Raw genomic sequence first — 16,934 nt, 5'->3', positions numbered from 1 at the left:
TTGGGGTCATCACGAGGGCCCGAATATCAGGCCGACGTCATGATCTGATAGAGATCTTCATCGCTGGTTGCCTGGCGCAACTGGCGGCAAACCGCCTTGTCGCCCAGTTTGGATGCCATCAGGGAAAGGGTCTTGAGGTGCTGTTTGCACTCGCTTTCCGGCACCAGCAGGGCAAAGAGCAGGTCAACCGGTTGATTGTCGATGGAGTCGAAGGGGATAGGCTCTGCGAAGGTCATCAGGATGGCGGTCGGCGGAAACTCGTCACCGATCCGGCCGTGGGGAATGGCGATACCGGCACCGATCCCGGTACTGCCCATTTTTTCTCGTGCCAGCAAACACTCGAACAGTGTCTGGCGAGAGGTCCCCAAGCGCTCAGCGGCTAATTCACTGATGATCTCGAGGGCGCGTTTCTTGCTGGTACAAGGGACCGCACTTTTGGTGCAGTCCCGACTCAGTATGTGTTCAAGTTGCATAGTTATTTTTGATTTAACTTATCTTTGTGCTTGATGATCTGCCGATCCAGCTTGTCCAGCAGGGTATCAATCGCAGCATACATATCAGCATGCTGTGAATTGGCGAACACCTCACCACCGCTGACATGCAGCTTGGCTTCGGCGATCTGGTTCAGTTTTTCTACGCTCAACACCACATGAACATTGTTGATGTGGTCAAAGTGACGCTCGAGTTTGGCAAATTTGTTGTTCACATAATCACGCAGAGCTTCGGTGATCTCGACATGGTGTCCGGTCAGGTTAATTTGCATAACGTCTTCCTTTTGTTTTGCCTAAACCAGGCGTTTGCGCTGATTGGATGGCGGGATCAACAAGGATTCACGGTACTTTGCGATCGTGCGTCTCGCCACCATAATACCCTGTTCGGCCAGCAAATCCGCGATCTTGCTATCACTTAGCGGCTTGGCGGGATTCTCCGCCGTCACCAGCTTCTTGATCAGCGCGCGAATTGCGGTCGATGAGCACTCTCCTCCTCCTTCTGTGTTCACATGACTGGAGAAAAAAAACTTCAGTTCGAAGATGCCGCGGGGGGTATGCATGTATTTCTGGGTCGTTACCCTGGAAATGGTCGACTCATGCATCTCCACCGCCTCGGCGATATCGTTGAGCACCATGGGCTTCATGGCTTCTTCACCATACTCGAAAAAGCCCTGTTGTTGCTCGACAATACAGGTCGCCACCTTGAGCAGGGTGTCGTTGCGACTCTCCAGACTCTTGATGAACCACTTGGCTTCTTGCAAGTGGGAGCGAATGAACTGGGTATCCTGGCTGGTACGCGCCTGACGGGCCATGGCGGCATAGGTCTCGTTGACCCGGATGCGCGGTGCAGAATCAGGGTTGAGCTCGACGACCCATTTGTTGCCCTTCTTGACGACGGTGACATCCGGGATCACGTACTGGGAGTCACTCTGTATGATGCCGTTACCCGGCCTGGGCTCCAGCTGCTGGATAAGGTCCAGCACCTCCTTGAGGTCACTCTCCTTGAGCTTGGTCTTGCGGGCCAGGGTGCGGTAATCACGGTTGCCGAGCAAGTCCATGTGCTCCTTGATCACCTCCCTGGCCTCATTGAGCCAGGGCAGTTCAGGAGCGTACTGGCCAAGCTGGATCAGCAGACACTCCTGCACCGAGCGCGCTGCGATGCCGACCGGATCGAAATGCTGCACCCGCTTGAGCACGGCCTCGACCTCGTCGAGTTCCACCTCGACATCCTCGCTGCTCACCGCCGCCTGTATATCTTCGAGAGAGACGGTCAGATAACCGGAGTCATCAATGGCATCTATGATGGCCAGCGCAATGGCAGCATCCAGATCGCTGAACGGGGTGAGGCGCATCTGCCACAGCAGATAGTCCTGCAGGTTCTCGGTGGTTTCCCCCTGATAGACGCTGTCCTCCCCATCGTGGATGGGGCCTGCGCTCTGGGCTGTGCCAGCTGAATAGACATCTTCCCAAGTGGTATCTACCGGCAGTTCGTCCGGCATCTGATCCTGGGCCATGGCATCGCTGGAATCGAGCTGACTATCGTCGACGGGCTCTTCCGGGCTGGTCTCCTGAACGTCATTCTCCTCTTGCTCAAGCAAAGGATTGTTATCGAGCGCTTGCTGAATTTCCTGCTGGAGTTCCAGGGTGGAGAGCTGGAGCAGACGAATCGCTTGTTGTAATTGCGGCGTCATGGTCAGGGACTGACCGAGACGCAACTGTAATGTCGGCTTCATCTACGTCGGGATATCCTTATGTTCAGCGAGGCAGTCGTCAAAGGAAATGAAGAGATGCCCCCTTACTATAGACTGAATTGATCGCCCAAATAGACGCGCTTGACCTGTTCATCGGCAAGGATCTCGGCCGGTGCACCTTCGGCGATCATCTTGCCGTGGCTGACGATATAAGCCTTCTCACATACGTCCAGAGTCTCCCTGACGTTGTGGTCAGTGATCAAGACACCAAGGCCTCTATCTTTCAGATGCTGGATGATCTTCTTGATGTCTATCACAGAAATGGGGTCGACCCCGGCAAACGGCTCATCCAGCAGAATAAAGCGCGGCTCGGCCGCCAGCGCGCGGGCGATCTCGACCCTGCGTCGCTCCCCCCCTGACAGACTCTGACCCAGGTTGTCACGGATATGGGTGATGTTGAACTCTTCCAGCAGTTGTTCGACCTTGTCTTCACGCTCTTCGCGGCTCAGCCCCTTGCGGGTCTGCATGACCCCCATCAGGTTGTCGAACACGGACAGACGACGGAAGATGGAGGCCTCCTGCGGCAGATAGCCGATGCCGTTACGGGCACGGATATGCATGGGCTGCTGGCTGATGTCCTGATCGTCGATGGTGATGAGGCCGGCATCGCTCTGCACCAGCCCCACTATCATGTAGAAGGAGGTTGTCTTGCCGGCACCGTTCGGGCCGAGCAGGCCGACGATCTGGCCGGTACCCACCTCCAGACTCACGTCACTGACCACCATGCGACGCTTGTAACTTTTTTGCAGGCCGGCTGCTTTCAACACTGCCATGGTTTATTTTCCCTGCTTCTTCTGGTCGGCGGGCTTGTCGAAGTTCTCTACCTGATCAGGCAGGAACACCGTCTTGACCCGCTGGGTCGGCCCCTTGCTCTCGGCGATCATCTTCTGTTTGACGATGTCGTAGCGGATCAGGTCACCGTTGACCTGACTGTCTTCCTGTTTGAGCTGACCGTTACCGGTAATGGTCACCAGGCGATTTTTCAGCTCGTAGCGAATGCTGTTGCCGTGGGCGTTGACCGGTTTGCCGTTGTCCAGGATCTGGAAGAAGGTGGCAGGCTTGCCATAGGCCGTCATGACCTCGGCCCCTTTGTCGCCGGAACGGATCACCACCACCTTGTCAGCCTTAATCTTGATGGTGCCCTGAGTGATGATGACATCGTCACTGAAGGTGATGCGGTTGTCCTGCATCTCGGCCACCTGTCTGACCGCATCCACATAGACCTTTTCGGCAAAGTCGGACTCTTTGGCACTCACGGTGCCGCACAGCAGCAAAGCCGCGAGGGCCAGATTAGCGTTTTTCATTGAAATAGATGGCATGGCCCTGATCCAGTAATTCAAAATATTTGCGTTCCAGATGACCCTTCAGGCCAACGCCTTCGGTCTGGAATTCCTTACCCACTATGCTGACATGCTGATTGCTTCTCACATTCTGAGTCACCAGATCCAGCTCCAGATAGGGGGTATCCAGTGTGGAGATGAAGGAGGTGGGCAGCAGGCCATCCAGATGTACCTTGTCGCGCAGGATCACGTTGTCATCTGTATTGAGGACACCTGTGTCGGCCGTGACTTTCCACTCGGCCTCACCCTGCTTGTCAAACATGTAGACCACCGGCTTGTTGAAGGTAGCCTGCTCGATGATTTGGTAATACTCCGCATACTCGGACTCCAGCCGTTCTGTGCGTCGACCGTTGACATCAAAACGGGTGGTCACCAGGTTCCTGGCGGTGAAGTCCGGCTGGTAGTTTTCTGCCTTGGTGGTCGGCTCCGGCGTCAGGTCGACATCACCAATCTGCCAGGCGGCCAGCGCCACCAGAAACAGCAGGGCGAACAACAGCGTCTGTCTGCTCATACCGAGGCCTCTGGCTGATAATCGCCATGCCCTTGCGCCTGCAGTATGAGGTCACACACCTCACGCACAGCGCCGACGCCGCCAGCCAGTCGAGTCACCATGTCGGCCCGGGCCAGTACCAGCGGATGAGCATCAGCCACGGCAATGCCGAGCCCGCAGGCCTGCATCACCGGCAGATCTATGGTGTCATCCCCCATATAGGCGGCTTGTGACGCTTCCAGACCCAGCTTTGTCAGCAGCGCCTCGAAGTGGGGCCGCTTCTGATCCGCCCCCTGTACCAGATGCTGCACTCCCAGGCTCTTCATCCGATCGCTGACGATGCGGGAGTTGCGCCCGGTGATGATGGCTATTTCAATCCCGGCATTGAGCAGGGCCCGCATACCGGCGCCATCGCGGGTACAGAAGGTCTTCAGCTCTTCGCCGTCATTGCCCATATAGATGAGGCCGTTGGAGAGCACCCCATCCACATCGCACACCAGCAGGCGAATTTGCGCCGCCCTGTCGTATTGGCTGCGCGTCACCGGACCATAAAGGGTCGGTACGTTTTGCATCAAATTACCCCGGCTTTCAGCAGGTCATGCATGTTGAAGGCCCCCAGCGGGCGCTTGTCACCATCCACCACCAGTAATCCGTTGATCTTTCTGGTTTCCATCAGTTTGACAGCTTCTGCCGCCATCATCTCGGGGCCAACGGTAACACAGTTGGTCGTCATCACCTTGGCGATCGAGGTGTGATGGATATCCACCTGCAGATCCAGGATCCGGCGCAAGTCACCATCGGTGAACAGTCCGGCCAGCAGACCCTCTTCGTTGACGACCGCCGTCATGCCCAGACCTTTGCGACTCACTTCCAGCAGCGCCTGGCTGATGGTGGCATCTATCCCCACCTGGGGCAACAGATCGCCACTATGCATCAGGTCACCGACCCGCAGCAGCAACCGCTTGCCAAGGGAGCCACCAGGGTGGGAGAGCGCGAAGTCATCGGCGGTGAAGCCGCGGGCTTCCAGCAGGGCAACCGCCAGTGCATCGCCCATCACCAGGGTAGCCGTGGTGCTGGAGGTCGGCGCCAGGCCCAGCGGGCAGGCCTCTTTATCCACCTTGATGCACAGATGCACGTTGGCCTCTTTGGCCATGGTGGAGGCCGGATTGCCTGTCATGCAGATCAACTGGATGCCGCGACGTTTGAGCACAGGCAGCAGGGCCAGGATCTCGTCGCTCTCACCGGAGTTGGAGATGGCAATGATGAGGTCACCGCTGGAGATCATCCCCAAATCCCCGTGGCTGGCTTCACCCGGGTGGAGGAAGAAGGCAGGGGTGCCAGTGCTGGCAAGGGTGGCAGCAATCTTGCTCCCGATGTGACCTGACTTACCCATGCCGGTGACTACTATCTTGCCACTGCAGCGCAGCACCAGCTCGCACGCCTTGTCAAAGGCATCGTTCAGGTACTGATAGAGTCCATCAATCGCTTGTTTTTCAATGTCCAGCACAGTACGGGCGCTGCGACGAAAATCGAACAGTTCAGACACTTTCTCAGGCTTTACAGACATAAAGGCACAGCTCCGGGCGGAAATTTGCTGCGGGATTATAAAAAAGTCTGTCGAGATAAGCGAATCGGATACTTCTCAGTCCCCAAAGAGAGACAATCGGTGACGCAAAACTGTCGCGCTTTTGAGGAGGCAGGCTGTTCAATAGTTGTTCCTTGCTGTTGCTTAGACCTAGACTAGCCCATAAAATTCGCTCTTCATTTACACCGGATGGACAATTGTTTGAACAATGACCTTATCACCATCTCCGATCTGACCTTCAGTCACGGAGATCGGCTGTTATACGACGGGATCAACCTGACCATTCCCCGTGGCAAGGTCACTGCGGTCATGGGCCCGAGCGGCATCGGCAAGACCACATTGCTGCGGCTGATCGGTGGCCAGATCAAGCCGGAGTCCGGTCATATCCTGTTTGACGGGGAAGATATCCCCACCCTCTCCCGCTCTCGCCTGTACGAAGTGCGCAAGCGGATGAGCATGCTGTTCCAGAGCGGCGCCCTGTTTACCGGCATGACGGTCTACGACAATGTGGCCTTCCCGCTGCGGGAGCATTCCGGTCTGCCGGAGGAGCTGATCCACACCATCGTCATGATGAAGCTGCAGGCCGTGGGTCTGCGCGGGGCAGCTCAGCTGATGCCGTCCGAGCTCTCCGGTGGCATGGCACGCCGTGCCGCACTGGCCAGATCCATAGCGCTGGATCCGGACCTCATCATGTATGACGAACCGTTTGTCGGCCAGGACCCCATCACGATGGCGGTGCTGGTCAAGCTGATCAAGGAGCTGAACAGCGCCCTCGGCATCACCTCCGTCATCGTGACCCATGACGTGAACGAGGTGCTGACCATCGCCGATTACGCCTATATCATCGCCAACCGCAAGGTGGTGGCGCACGGCACGCCGGCGCAGCTGCGCGAAGAGCATAATCCCGAAGTCGAGCAATTCCTGCTTGGATTGCCCGACGGTCCTGTCCCGTTTCATTTTCCGGCAGGCGACCTGCTACAGGATCTGTGATGTTGATAAGCCAAGTAAGCAAGCTGGGCCGGGTTGGCGTGCGCGTCATCAGCTCCATCGGCCGTGCCACCATAATGCTGTTTCATGCGCTGGCGGGCAAACCCGAGCCACGCAAGCACTTCCCGCTGCTGCTTCAGCAGTTGTATGTCGTGGGTGTGCAGTCCGTTGCCATCATTCTGGTCTCCGGCCTGTTCATCGGCATGGTGCTCTCGTTGCAGGGTTACAACGTATTGAAAGACTTCGGCGCCGAGCAGAGCCTGGGCCCGCTGGTTTCCCTCTCCCTGTTGCGGGAGTTGGGTCCCGTGGTGACCGGCCTGCTGTTTGCCGGTCGCGCCGGCTCTGCACTGACCGCCGAGATCGGCCTGATGAAGGCCACAGAACAGCTCTCCAGTCTGGAGATGATGGCGGTCGACCCGCTTCGCCGGGTAGTGGCCCCTCGCTTCTGGGCCGGCGTCATCAGCATGCCGCTGCTGGCCTTCATGTTCAGCCTGATCGGCATCTTCGGTGGCAAGCTGGTCGGTGTGGATCTGCTGGGGGTGGACGAAGGCAGCTTTTGGTCCGCCATGCAGGCATCCGTCGACTGGCAGGATGACATTATGCAAGGTGCCATCAAGAGCCTTATCTTCGCCCTGGTGGTCACCTGGATTGCGCTCTTTAACGGTTATGATGCCAAGCCGACCTCGGCCGGGATCAGTCAGGCCACAACCCGTACCGTGGTCCACTCCTCCCTGGCCGTGCTCGGCCTGGATTTTATACTCACAGCAGTCATGTTTGGATAAGGTAAAGATGAAGTTCAGCAAAGTAGAATTCCTGGTTGGCGCCTTCATGCTGGCCGGCATCGGTGCCATTCTGGCGTTGGCACTGCAAGTAGCAGGGTTGAGTTTCAAACCGGAAGGAGAAACCTATACCCTGCGCGCCCATTTCGATAATATCGGCGGCCTGAAAGTACGCTCACCGGTCAAGGTTGGTGGCGTCGTCGTCGGTCGGGTCAGCGACATCACACTGGATGCCAAGAGCCAGGTGCCTGTCGTCTCCCTGCTGATGCAAAAGAGTGCCGGCGAGTTTTCCGAAACCAGCACCCTCTCCATCCTGACTTCAGGCCTGCTCGGCGAGCAGTACATCGGCCTGATGCCCGGCTTCAGCGATGAGGAGATGGGTACCAGCATGCTCAAGGATGGCGACATGATTGAAGACACCAAATCAGCCATTGTGCTGGAAGACCTGATTGGCAAGTTCCTCTATAGCCAGTCTTCCGACACCAAATCCGACAGCAAGTAAGGAGTAACCATGTTCAAGAAGATCGCCCTGTTGCTGGGTCTGATGACCAGCATGCTGTTTTCCCTGGGGGCTCACGCCACCAATGCCGCCGACCCCTATGCCCTGGTGGACGAAGCGGCCAAGCAGACCTTTGCCCGCCTGAAGGCGGACAAGTCCCAGGTGAAGAGCAATCCGGATCACCTGAGGGTCATCATCCGTGAAGAGTTGCTGCCCTACGTGGACAACCGCTTCGCTGCCTACAAGGTGCTCGGCAACCAGATCAAGCAGACCACCCCGGCTCAGCGTGACGCCTTCGTCGAAGTGTTCACCGAGTACATGGTGAGTTCCTATGCCGATGCGCTGGCCCATTTCGACAAGCAAACTGTCAAAGTCGAGCCGGGCAAGGCGCCGGGTGACAGCAATATCACAGCTGTCAACGTCAGCGTGAAAGAGGCCGGCAAGCCGGATATTTTTCTCGAATTCAAGCTACGCAAGAACAACAAGACCGGCGAATGGAAGGCCTTCGACATGGTAGCCGAAGGGATCAGCCTGCTCTCCGCCAAGCAGAATGAGCTGGGCGGCCTCATCCGCCAGAATGGCATAGATGCAGTGATCGCCCAGCTGCGTGCTCACAACGCCAAGCCGTTGGTCATCAAGTCATGAAATTTAGCGGCGATCTGCAGGCACCCCAGGTCAATGCCCTGTGGCAACGCCGCGCCGAGTGGTGGCAGGAAGATCAGCTCGAATTGAGTGGCGTCACCACCCTGGACTCCGCCGGGCTGGCACTGCTGGTCAAATGGGCCAAAGCCGTATTGGTACGAGGCGCCACACCGCAACTGGTGGGCGCCTCCACTGATTTTTATACCCTGGCCAACCTGTATGGGGTGGCCAGTCTGTTTCAGTCAACTCCGCTCACAACTGAGGACGCATAATGCAAGTCTCTGAAATTGAAGCGATACTCCTTGAGGCTCTGCCATTGTCCGAAGTCCATGTCAAAGGAGACGGCAGTCACTATCAAGTTATCGCCGTCGGTGACATGTTTGACGGCATGAGCCGGGTCAAGAAGCAGCAGGCCATCTATGCCCCGCTGATGGACAAGATCGCCAGCAACGCCATCCACGCACTCTCCATCAAGGCCTTTACCGATGCCGAGTGGAAACGCGAACGTAAATTCCTACTGCCCTCCTGATTGGTATCTAAGTAAATGGACAAATTCAAGATCGATGGTCGTTGTACTCTCAACGGCGAAGTGACCATCTCTGGCGCCAAAAATGCCGCCCTGCCGATCCTGTTCGCCACCCTGCTGTGTGATGAGGAGATCCACCTCTCCAACGTACCGCGCCTGAAAGACGTGGGTACCACCCTCAAGCTGCTGGAGATGCTGGGCGCCACCACCAAGGTCAACGGCAACGTGACAGTGCTGACCGGTGCGGTGAACAACCACGTCGCCCCCTACGAGCTGGTGAAGACCATGCGCGCATCCATACTGGCGCTGGGCCCGCTGGCTGCCCGTTTCGGGGCTGCCGACGTCTCCTTGCCCGGTGGCTGCGCCATCGGTGCCCGTCCGGTGAACCTGCACGTCCACGGCCTGGAGCTGATGGGTGCCAAGATTGCCATCGAGGATGGTTACATCAAGGCCCGTGTTGATGGTCGCCTCAAGGGTGCTCATATCCTGATGGACATGGTTTCCGTCACAGGTACCGAGAACCTGATGATGGCTGCTACCCTGGCCGACGGTCGCACCGTGATCGAGAACGCCGCCCGTGAGCCGGAAGTGGTCGATCTGGCCAACTTCCTCAACGCGCTTGGCGCCAAGGTTCAGGGCGCGGGCACCGACACTCTGACCATCGACGGTGTCGAGCGTCTGCACGGTGGCAGCTACAGCGTGCAGCCTGATCGTATCGAAACCGGTACCTTCCTGGTTGGCGCAGCGGTTACCGGTGGCAAGGTCACCTGTCGCAAGACAGATCCTTCCCTGCTGGAGGCGGTACTGGTCAAGCTGGAAGAGGCTGGCGCCTTGATCGAGAAAGGGGCTGACTGGATCACCCTCGACATGACAGGCCGCACTCTCAAGCCGGTCACCATCAAGACAGCTCCCTACCCGGCTTTCCCGACCGACATGCAGGCACAGTTCACCGTGCTGAACGCCGTCGCCAAGGGCACCGGCATGGTCACAGAGACCATCTTCGAGAACCGCTTCATGCACGTACCGGAACTGGTGCGAATGGGTGCGGACATAGAGCTGCAGGGCAATGTCGCCATCTGCCGTGACACCGAGCAACTCAAGGGTGCTCAGGTGATGGCCACAGATCTGCGCGCCTCCGCCAGTCTGGTGCTGGCCGGCTTCGTCGCCGAAGGCTCCACCATAGTCGACCGTATCTATCACATCGACCGTGGCTACGAAGATATCGAGCACAAGCTGCAAGGTCTGGGCGGGCGCATCGAGCGTATCAAGGGCTGATTGCCATCCCTTGAACATGTCTGTTAAAAAGGCCCCCTCGCGTTGGCGAGGGGGCCTTTTTCATATCATGGATTCAGCGTGAGGGCGGGTATTAATGTCCCGCCAGCTTCATGTTCTCCACCAGTACGGAACCGGTCTTGAGGCTGGAGCGTTCATCTTCATCACACCCCACAGCCACGATATGGCTAAACATCTCGCTCAGGTTGCCTGCTATGGTGATCTCTTCCACCGGGTAGGCAATCTCGCCATTCTCAACCCAGAAGCCGGCTGCGCCACGGGAGTAGTCGCCATTGACGATGTTGACCCCCTGCCCCATCAGCTCGGTCACCAGCAGGCCAGTCCCCATCTCCTTGAGCATCCCCTGGAAATCCTGGCCCGTGTTGGAAACCTGCCAGTTATGGATCCCACCGGCATGCCCCGTGGTGGTCAGTCCCAGCTTGCGGGCGGAGTAGGAGGTAAGCAGCCAGCTCATCAGCTCGCCGTTGCGCACTATGTCCATATTCCGGGTAAGTACCCCTTCCCCGTCAAACGGCGTACTGGCCAGTCCACCAAGCAGGTGGGGAAACTCTTGGATAGTGAGCCACTGGGGCAGGATCTGCTTGCCCAATTTGTCGAGCAGGAAGCTCGACTTGCGATAGAGGTTGCCACCGCTGATGCCCATCACCAGATGGCCCCACAGGCCGGCGGCTGTATCCGGGTGAAACAGCACGGGCGCATGGCGAGTGGAGATCTTGCGGGCACCCAGGCGGGAGACGGTGCGTTCCACCGCCTCATCGGCGATGCGTTGCGGACTCCAGAGCCCACCCAGGTCACGACTCGAGGAGTAGCCGTAGTCCCGTTGCATGTCGCCATCCAGCTCGCCAATCAGCACGCAGCTCAGGGAGTTGCGTGACGCAGCATAGCCTTTGACGAAGCCGTGGCTGTTGCCATAGACCTTGATGCCGAGGTGGCTGGAGAAACCGGCCCCATCGGAGTGTTTGATGCGGGCATCGCGACCCAGCGCCAGCCGCTCACACTCGATGGCCAGCTCGATCCCGCGCTGGGGATCCAGTTCGATTTGGTGGCACAGTTGCAGATCGGGGGCATCCCAAGCCAGCAGCTCGGCATTTGCCAGACCGGCACAATCATCGGCAGAGGTATGGCGGGCGATTTCCATGGCCGCTTCGACGGCGGCGCGGATAGCTGGCTTGCCCAGATCCGTGGTGGAAGATGAACCCTTGCAACCATCGCGATAAACCGCGATGCCCAGAGCACCATCCTTGTTGAATTCGATACTTTCCAGTTCACAACCCCGGGTGTTCACCGACAACCCGGTCTGTTTGCTGATGGAGACTTCGGCCAGCGAGGCGCCCAGTCCTTTGGCTATCTCCAGTGCCTCGGCAACGACGGCCTCGAGATGGGCTTGATCCTGGCGAATTTGGTCTTGCTGATCCATAACTCACATCTATATGAAGGAAGGAAAGGGGCTAAGCATATCAGACCCCTGCGCCCAGCGGGAGAAGCTGGTAACATATCCACCAACGTGAATGACAGGAATCAAGAGACCGATGAGTCAATATCAAGACGACAACGAGTTGGAAGACTGGGGCCCCAGCAAGACTCAGCTCAAGCGTGATGCAGAGGTGCTACAAAAGCTGGGCGCAGAGATAGTCTCTCTAAGCCACAGCGAGCTGGAAAAAATCCCGTTGGATGAAGAGCTTGCCGATGCTGTCGAGCTGGGCCGCAAACTCAAGCCCAAGAAGGATGAGTCCTTCCGTCGCCATTTGCAGTTCATCGGCCGCTTGATGCGCAGCCGTGATATCGAGCCGATCGAAGAAGCGCTCTCCATCATCAAGAACCGCCACTCCACCGTGAATGCCCGCTTGCATCGCCTGGAACAGTGGCGTGAGCGCCTGATCAACGAAGGCGACAGCGCACTCAACGAGTTGATGTCCCAGTTCCACGAGCTGGATCGCCAGAAGCTGCGCCAGCTGATCCGCTCCGCCAACAAGGAACGGGAACTGAACAAGCCGCCGGTCGCCTATCGCGAAATGTACCAATACCTGCGTGGCGAAATCGAAGACCTGCTGTAAGTGATGACTCACGCCTCATGGCGAGCAGCAAGCGACACAGCGTAAAACGGGGCCAACATATGGCCCCGTTTTTTATTCTGGTTTGCGAGCTAATTGCGCGCCATACACTGTGTATGAGTACCGGGTTGCAGATAAGGCATCAGCAGTGGAGCCATCCCCTTGAGCACCTGCACTGGCAGGGCAGAGGTGAAGCGGAACTTGTCAGACTGGCTGCCCGGCACATAGGCGGTCAGGGTACCGAAGTGGTCCTCTCCCAGAAAGAAGACAAAGGTCGCAGTCCGGTTGCGCGCCAGCGAACTGGTGACATTGCCATAACGACCCACTGTCTCGATCCGGTTGTCACCTGTCCCCGTCTTGCCCCCCATCGGCAGCACAGTGCCATCAGGCAGAGCAAAGGCACCGGCGATACGCCTTGCAGTTCCCCCTTCCACCACCTTGGAGAGTGCATTGCGCAAAGCAGTCGCTACTTCTGCGGGCAGCACCCGGGTGCCCTCGGTATGAACGGGCTCAAAGTTGGTCTCAAATGGTGTGCCCTTGGCAAACGAGAGGTGCTCGATACGCAGGGTTGGTGCGCGAATGCCACCGTTCTGAATGATCCCCATCAACTCGGCCAGCGCGGCGGGTCTATCCCCCGAGCTGCCCAGAGCCGTCGCCAGCGATGGCACCAAATGGTCGAATGGATAGCCCAGCTTGGCCCAACGCTGATGGATGTCGAGGAAGGCTTCGACCTCCAGCATGGTACGGATACGGCTGTCACGGGCGCTGCGGTGACGAGTTTTGAACAACCAGCTGTATACCTCTTGTCGTTCATCCCGGCTGGCTTCAACCGCATCGGCAAAGGTCGCCTTGTCGAACTCCTTGAGATAGGCAAGCAACCACAGCTCCAGCGGATGCACCCGCGCGATGTAACCCTGATCCGGCAAGGAATACTTGCCTGGGCCATAGCTGGTGTAAAGCTGCTCAATGCGTCTGTCGCTGAGCTTGTCACGCGGCAACCGTTTGGCCAGGAAGGCGGCAAAGGTCTCCTGCGAGGCATCCGGCATCAGATAGCGATGCACGGCGGCAAGTCGTACGGCGCTGGGCTTGAGGCCATCCAGGAAGGTGTCGAGCTGCTCATCTGCCGTCTTGCCGCGATACTTGCGCCAGAAGCGCAGCAGATAGGTTTGCCCCTCCTTATCGGCAAACTTGGCCAGATACTCGGTACGACGGGGATCCTTGTCATCCTTGAGCAGCTGGGCGCGGTTGCCCTCCCGATATAGGCTGTAGCGCACTATGTCCCGCATCAGACGCACGAAGGGCAAGTTGATTGACTCGCGCAGCGCATCTCGTATTGCAGGAATGCGTCCGTTATCCTCACGGCGGAAGTTGTTGAAGGTGTGCATACCGCCCCCGGTGAAGAAGCCTTCGTTCGGACTGGCGGAGTATGGGCGATCCAGTGCGGCCTCCAGCATCAGCGGCAGGCTCTTGTCCTTGGCCGTCATCAGATAGGATACGGCCCAGCGACTGAGGTTATCCTGACCCGAGACCTCAATCTTGCGCAGGCTCTCTGTTGGCATATCGGAATAGTTGTCGTGCAGCTCTGCAATGATCTCCAGATAGGTGGTCAATACCCGCAGCTTGGCGGTGGACCCCAGCTCCAGCTTGCTGCCTTCGTTAATGTCGAATGGCTGATCTGTGTTGTCCGTCTGCACTCGTACCTTGAAACCTTCCGGTGATTTCTCGAACAGAGTGAAACTGTAACGCACATCCCCTGTCTTCTCCGGCGAGAGCAGACGCTCACCAAACAGGCCGACCTGAGCGGCAAACGCGGGATCGGCAAGTTGTTGCAGATAACGGGAGATCTCGTTTTGCAGCGGCATATTGAGGCTGGTATCCGCGCTCATATCCATCCGGTCCAGATCATACAACTGCACCCCGAGCTGGCGGCTCAGGCGAGTGCGAGCGACCTGCAAACCCTTGTTGTTGTTGACTCGGGTCATAGCGGGGGACTGGAGGAAGTCGCGGAAACCAAGTTTGGCCTTGAGCGCAGCCTCCATCAGTGGCGGCGTGATCATGCCCTCCTGCACGAACAGTCGCAGATAACTGTCCGTCAGGGTCGCCAGTGCATCCCGTCCCTGCGCCAGATAATAGGAAGGGCGACGATGTGCGATCATCAGCGAAACAACCTGCCGCAAGGCAAGTCCTTGATCTTCAAGTGCCGCATCCTGGTTACGAGCCGGATCCAGCAGCCGATTGACCTCGTTCACATTGGCGCCAAACCAGACCCATAAGCCATCACCCAGCCCATGTACCTCGCCATAACCAGGGGCAGCCGAGAGTGGCACAGAGTTGAGATAAGCCCAGGCAACCAGCTTGCGCGCCTCCAGGGTTTCCGGCCCCAATCGATACGCCCGCACACTGGCTGACGCCATCTGGCGGATCTTCTCGGTCGGTGACAGCGTCAGACCATCGGGAGAGTGGCGGTACTTCTCGACCTGAGTCGCCAGTGTACTGCCCCCTGCGGACTGATCCTGCATGTCCAGTGCCTTGCCCACCTGTGACATGGCCGCCTTGGCAAAGCGGGGCCAATCTACCGCCGGGTTTGCCAACGGCTGCTCGTTGCTCAGCAGATCGCGGTTCTCGATAAACAACAGCGACTGGATGACCAGGGGAGGAATGGAAGCAAAATCCGGGTAATAGTGAGTCGGATACTTGAATTGATAGAAGGGCTCGGCACGGCAGTCATGCAGGGTCAGACCGGCCTGTACTTTCTCGGTATAGGGAACAAAGAAACCACGGCTGGCATAGTCATAGAGCGCATCGGAAAAATGTGTCTGCTCGCTGACCTGATAACCCCGTTGCAGCAAACGCTCCTGCATCATGGGCAGCAGCACATAGCCGAGCCTCTTGTCGAAGGGGCCATCCTCAGGAAAGATTATTTGCTTGCTGGGGCCAGCCTCGACCTGATAGGTCAGCTTGGCCGCATAACGGGAGATCTCCTGCGACTGCAGTCGGGAGGTCTGCATCTCATAGCCAACCAGGGCAATCGCAGCCGCCAGGCACAGCAAAAAGAGAAAGCAGAACAACCAACGCCACCAGGGACGACGCTTGCGCTTGTACTTGCCGTCCGCACTTGGGACAGATGAATCTTGAGATGCCACTTTGTTCAAATCCGTCTGTTCTGATGCGCCCATATCAGCCCCGCTATGGTTGCGCAATTTATTGTGTTTCACTCAAGCTTAGTCTTTTCAAGTCAATGGCTTGAAAACTGTTGACCGCTTTGTAGCGATGGTAACAGGGCGATCAAAAAAAGGGGAGCCGATTGTTGCAGCTTGATGAGAGATCCGAGCTGATGGCAGAGAACAAAACACCGGCCTAAAGCCGGTGTTTTCAGGTAGCAAAGAGGCTTGCTTACTTGCTGGAGCTCATGGCTTTGAGCTTGGCACTCAGGTCTTTACGCTCTTTGGACAGCTCGGCATTCTTGATGATGTGATCATCAACGCGCTCTTCATAGTCGGTACGCATGTTGGCGATGATAGCCTGAACCTCATCGATACTCATGCCGGGCTTGATGTAGTCACTCAGGTTGTCGAGCAGCAATACACGCTTCTGGTTGTCACGGATCTTCTTCTCGTTGTCCGCGATTTCACGCTTGAGTTTGTTCTGGCGACGGGACATACGCACATATTCCAGTACATCGCTGAAGGTGGACTTGTTTACTTGTTCCATATCGATACCACTGACTTAAGGTTGATAAAAGCAGGCCAAGCATTACCGGTACAAGAGAGAAAAAAGAGAGTGTACAGGTAAACCCGAGATGCCCTTACTCTACCGAGTTATGAGGCATATACAACCCTAATTGCAGGCTTGGCAGCGGGTTTTGGCAGGAGAACATCAATAGGAACACTAAAACTCAAGAGCCATGATAGCGCACAAAACGGTCACGTCAGGAGGCAAGACGCCAGTAGTGCTTTGGTGTCTGAGCTAAGGCCATATAGAATGTGCCGTCATAAGGTGATAGCCGACCAAAACTTGAATTTCAGGCAATAAAAAACCCCGCTCGATGAGCGGGGTTTTTCGTGTTGGGTGCCTGGCAGTGTCCTACTCTCGCATGGCGAATGCCACACTACCATCGGCGCTACCGCGTTTCACTTCTGAGTTCGGCATGGGATCAGGTGGTTCCACGGCGCTATGGCCGCCAGGCAAATTACTTCAATCTGAGAAAGCTGACGTGAATAACGACTTCGCTAGTTGCTGGTCATTATCACTGAATTAGTAGTTCGCTTGGTATTTGCTACAAGCCTTAGAACACTTCTTGGGTGTTGTATGGTTAAGCCTCACGGGTAATTAGTATGGGTTAGCTCAACACGTCGCCGCGCTTACACACCCCACCTATCAACGTTGTGGTCTCCAACGGCCCTTTAGGACCCTCAAGGGGTCAGGGATGACTCATCTCAGGGCTCGCTTCCCGCTTAGATGCTTTCAGCGGTTATCGATTCCGAACTTAGCTACCGGGCA

19 protein-coding genes and 2 rRNA genes are annotated in these 16,934 nt (G+C 57.2%); 8 read left to right on the top strand and 13 right to left on the bottom strand.

Going from position 1 to position 16,934, the window contains the following annotated elements; translation table 11 throughout:
• Positions 1-26: 26 nt before the first annotated feature.
• The 8 genes from ptsN to GWQ31_RS16900 form a co-directional block, all read right to left on the bottom strand.
• On the bottom strand, positions 27-473 hold the full coding sequence (ptsN, locus tag GWQ31_RS16935) for a PTS IIA-like nitrogen regulatory protein PtsN (protein WP_005314406.1): 447 nt from the start codon (positions 471-473) through the stop codon (positions 27-29).
• 2 nt (positions 474-475) lie between these two features.
• Complete coding sequence (hpf, locus tag GWQ31_RS16930) at positions 476-763, bottom strand: ribosome hibernation promoting factor (RefSeq protein ID WP_005305957.1); 288 nt, start codon at positions 761-763, stop codon at positions 476-478.
• A gap of 21 nt (positions 764-784) precedes the next feature.
• On the bottom strand, positions 785-2,224 hold the full coding sequence (locus GWQ31_RS16925; RefSeq protein ID WP_059112774.1) for an RNA polymerase factor sigma-54: 1,440 nt from the start codon (positions 2,222-2,224) through the stop codon (positions 785-787).
• Between the two features lie 65 nt (positions 2,225-2,289).
• Positions 2,290-3,015 carry an LPS export ABC transporter ATP-binding protein gene (gene lptB, locus GWQ31_RS16920; RefSeq protein ID WP_005314412.1) on the bottom strand — a complete coding sequence of 242 codons (726 nt, stop codon included), beginning with the start codon at positions 3,013-3,015 and terminating at the stop codon, positions 2,290-2,292.
• A gap of 3 nt (positions 3,016-3,018) precedes the next feature.
• Positions 3,019-3,546 (bottom strand): lipopolysaccharide transport periplasmic protein LptA, encoded by a 528-nt coding sequence (gene lptA / locus GWQ31_RS16915; protein ID WP_005314414.1) that lies wholly within the window; start codon positions 3,544-3,546, stop codon positions 3,019-3,021.
• Complete coding sequence (gene lptC / locus GWQ31_RS16910) at positions 3,533-4,093, bottom strand: LPS export ABC transporter periplasmic protein LptC (protein WP_005314417.1); 561 nt, start codon at positions 4,091-4,093, stop codon at positions 3,533-3,535. The genes lptA and lptC overlap by 14 nt, the downstream gene beginning before the upstream one ends.
• A complete protein-coding gene (gene kdsC, locus GWQ31_RS16905) occupies positions 4,090-4,644 on the bottom strand; it encodes a 3-deoxy-manno-octulosonate-8-phosphatase KdsC (RefSeq protein WP_275909870.1) in 555 nt (184 codons plus the stop codon). Before kdsC ends, lptC begins: the two co-directional genes overlap by 4 nt.
• On the bottom strand, positions 4,644-5,639 hold the full coding sequence (locus tag GWQ31_RS16900; RefSeq protein WP_034524103.1) for a KpsF/GutQ family sugar-phosphate isomerase: 996 nt from the start codon (positions 5,637-5,639) through the stop codon (positions 4,644-4,646). The genes kdsC and GWQ31_RS16900 overlap by 1 nt, the downstream gene beginning before the upstream one ends.
• A gap of 207 nt (positions 5,640-5,846) precedes the next feature.
• On the opposite strand from GWQ31_RS16900, the gene mlaF reads away from it, so the two are divergent.
• The 7 genes from mlaF to murA are packed head-to-tail and all read left to right on the top strand — an operon-like array spanning position 5,847 to position 10,365.
• Positions 5,847-6,647, top strand: a complete 801-nt coding sequence (mlaF, locus tag GWQ31_RS16895) for a phospholipid ABC transporter ATP-binding protein MlaF (protein WP_011898278.1) — start codon at positions 5,847-5,849, stop codon at positions 6,645-6,647.
• Positions 6,647-7,426: a lipid asymmetry maintenance ABC transporter permease subunit MlaE gene (mlaE, locus tag GWQ31_RS16890; protein WP_005314426.1), complete on the top strand. Its 780-nt coding sequence runs from the start codon at positions 6,647-6,649 to the stop codon at positions 7,424-7,426. The genes mlaF and mlaE overlap by 1 nt, the downstream gene beginning before the upstream one ends.
• A 7-nt stretch (positions 7,427-7,433) precedes the next feature.
• Positions 7,434-7,925, top strand: coding sequence for an outer membrane lipid asymmetry maintenance protein MlaD (gene mlaD, locus GWQ31_RS16885; protein WP_005314428.1), 492 nt, complete (start codon positions 7,434-7,436; stop codon positions 7,923-7,925).
• A 9-nt stretch (positions 7,926-7,934) separates the two neighbouring features.
• Complete coding sequence (gene mlaC / locus GWQ31_RS16880) at positions 7,935-8,567, top strand: phospholipid-binding protein MlaC (protein ID WP_021140206.1); 633 nt, start codon at positions 7,935-7,937, stop codon at positions 8,565-8,567.
• Positions 8,564-8,836: an STAS domain-containing protein gene (locus GWQ31_RS16875; RefSeq protein WP_096119776.1), complete on the top strand. Its 273-nt coding sequence runs from the start codon at positions 8,564-8,566 to the stop codon at positions 8,834-8,836. Before mlaC ends, GWQ31_RS16875 begins: the two co-directional genes overlap by 4 nt.
• Entirely contained in the window at positions 8,836-9,093 is a 258-nt protein-coding gene (ibaG, locus tag GWQ31_RS16870; RefSeq protein ID WP_005306001.1) for a BolA family iron metabolism protein IbaG, read from the top strand. The genes GWQ31_RS16875 and ibaG overlap by 1 nt, the downstream gene beginning before the upstream one ends.
• Positions 9,094-9,108: 15 nt before the next feature.
• Entirely contained in the window at positions 9,109-10,365 is a 1,257-nt protein-coding gene (gene murA / locus GWQ31_RS16865; RefSeq protein ID WP_021140204.1) for a UDP-N-acetylglucosamine 1-carboxyvinyltransferase, read from the top strand.
• Between the two features lie 91 nt (positions 10,366-10,456).
• Here the strand turns inward: murA and pmbA are convergent, their stop codons facing one another.
• Positions 10,457-11,800 carry a metalloprotease PmbA gene (gene pmbA, locus GWQ31_RS16860; protein ID WP_275909869.1) on the bottom strand — a complete coding sequence of 448 codons (1,344 nt, stop codon included), beginning with the start codon at positions 11,798-11,800 and terminating at the stop codon, positions 10,457-10,459.
• Between the two features lie 112 nt (positions 11,801-11,912).
• Between pmbA and yjgA the strand changes: the two genes are divergently transcribed.
• Positions 11,913-12,437, top strand: a complete 525-nt coding sequence (gene yjgA / locus GWQ31_RS16855; protein ID WP_021140203.1) for a ribosome biogenesis factor YjgA — start codon at positions 11,913-11,915, stop codon at positions 12,435-12,437.
• A gap of 89 nt (positions 12,438-12,526) precedes the next feature.
• Here the strand turns inward: yjgA and GWQ31_RS16850 are convergent, their stop codons facing one another.
• The 4 genes from GWQ31_RS16850 to GWQ31_RS16835 form a co-directional block, all read right to left on the bottom strand.
• Positions 12,527-15,610 (bottom strand): transglycosylase domain-containing protein, encoded by a 3,084-nt coding sequence (locus GWQ31_RS16850; protein ID WP_265462640.1) that lies wholly within the window; start codon positions 15,608-15,610, stop codon positions 12,527-12,529.
• Positions 15,611-15,827: 217 nt separating this feature from the next.
• Entirely contained in the window at positions 15,828-16,145 is a 318-nt protein-coding gene (gene tmaR, locus GWQ31_RS16845) for a PTS system regulator TmaR (protein ID WP_005314445.1), read from the bottom strand.
• A gap of 359 nt (positions 16,146-16,504) precedes the next feature.
• Positions 16,505-16,619 (bottom strand): 5S ribosomal RNA (rrf, locus tag GWQ31_RS16840).
• 123 nt (positions 16,620-16,742) lie between these two features.
• Positions 16,743-16,934: ribosomal RNA gene (locus GWQ31_RS16835) — 23S ribosomal RNA — on the bottom strand; the annotation flags it as partial.

Source organism: Aeromonas sp. 2MA4, assembly GCF_029237305.1.
Lineage (GTDB): Bacteria > Pseudomonadota > Gammaproteobacteria > Enterobacterales > Aeromonadaceae > Aeromonas > Aeromonas salmonicida.
This window is presented reverse-complemented; position numbering and strand designations above follow the sequence as displayed.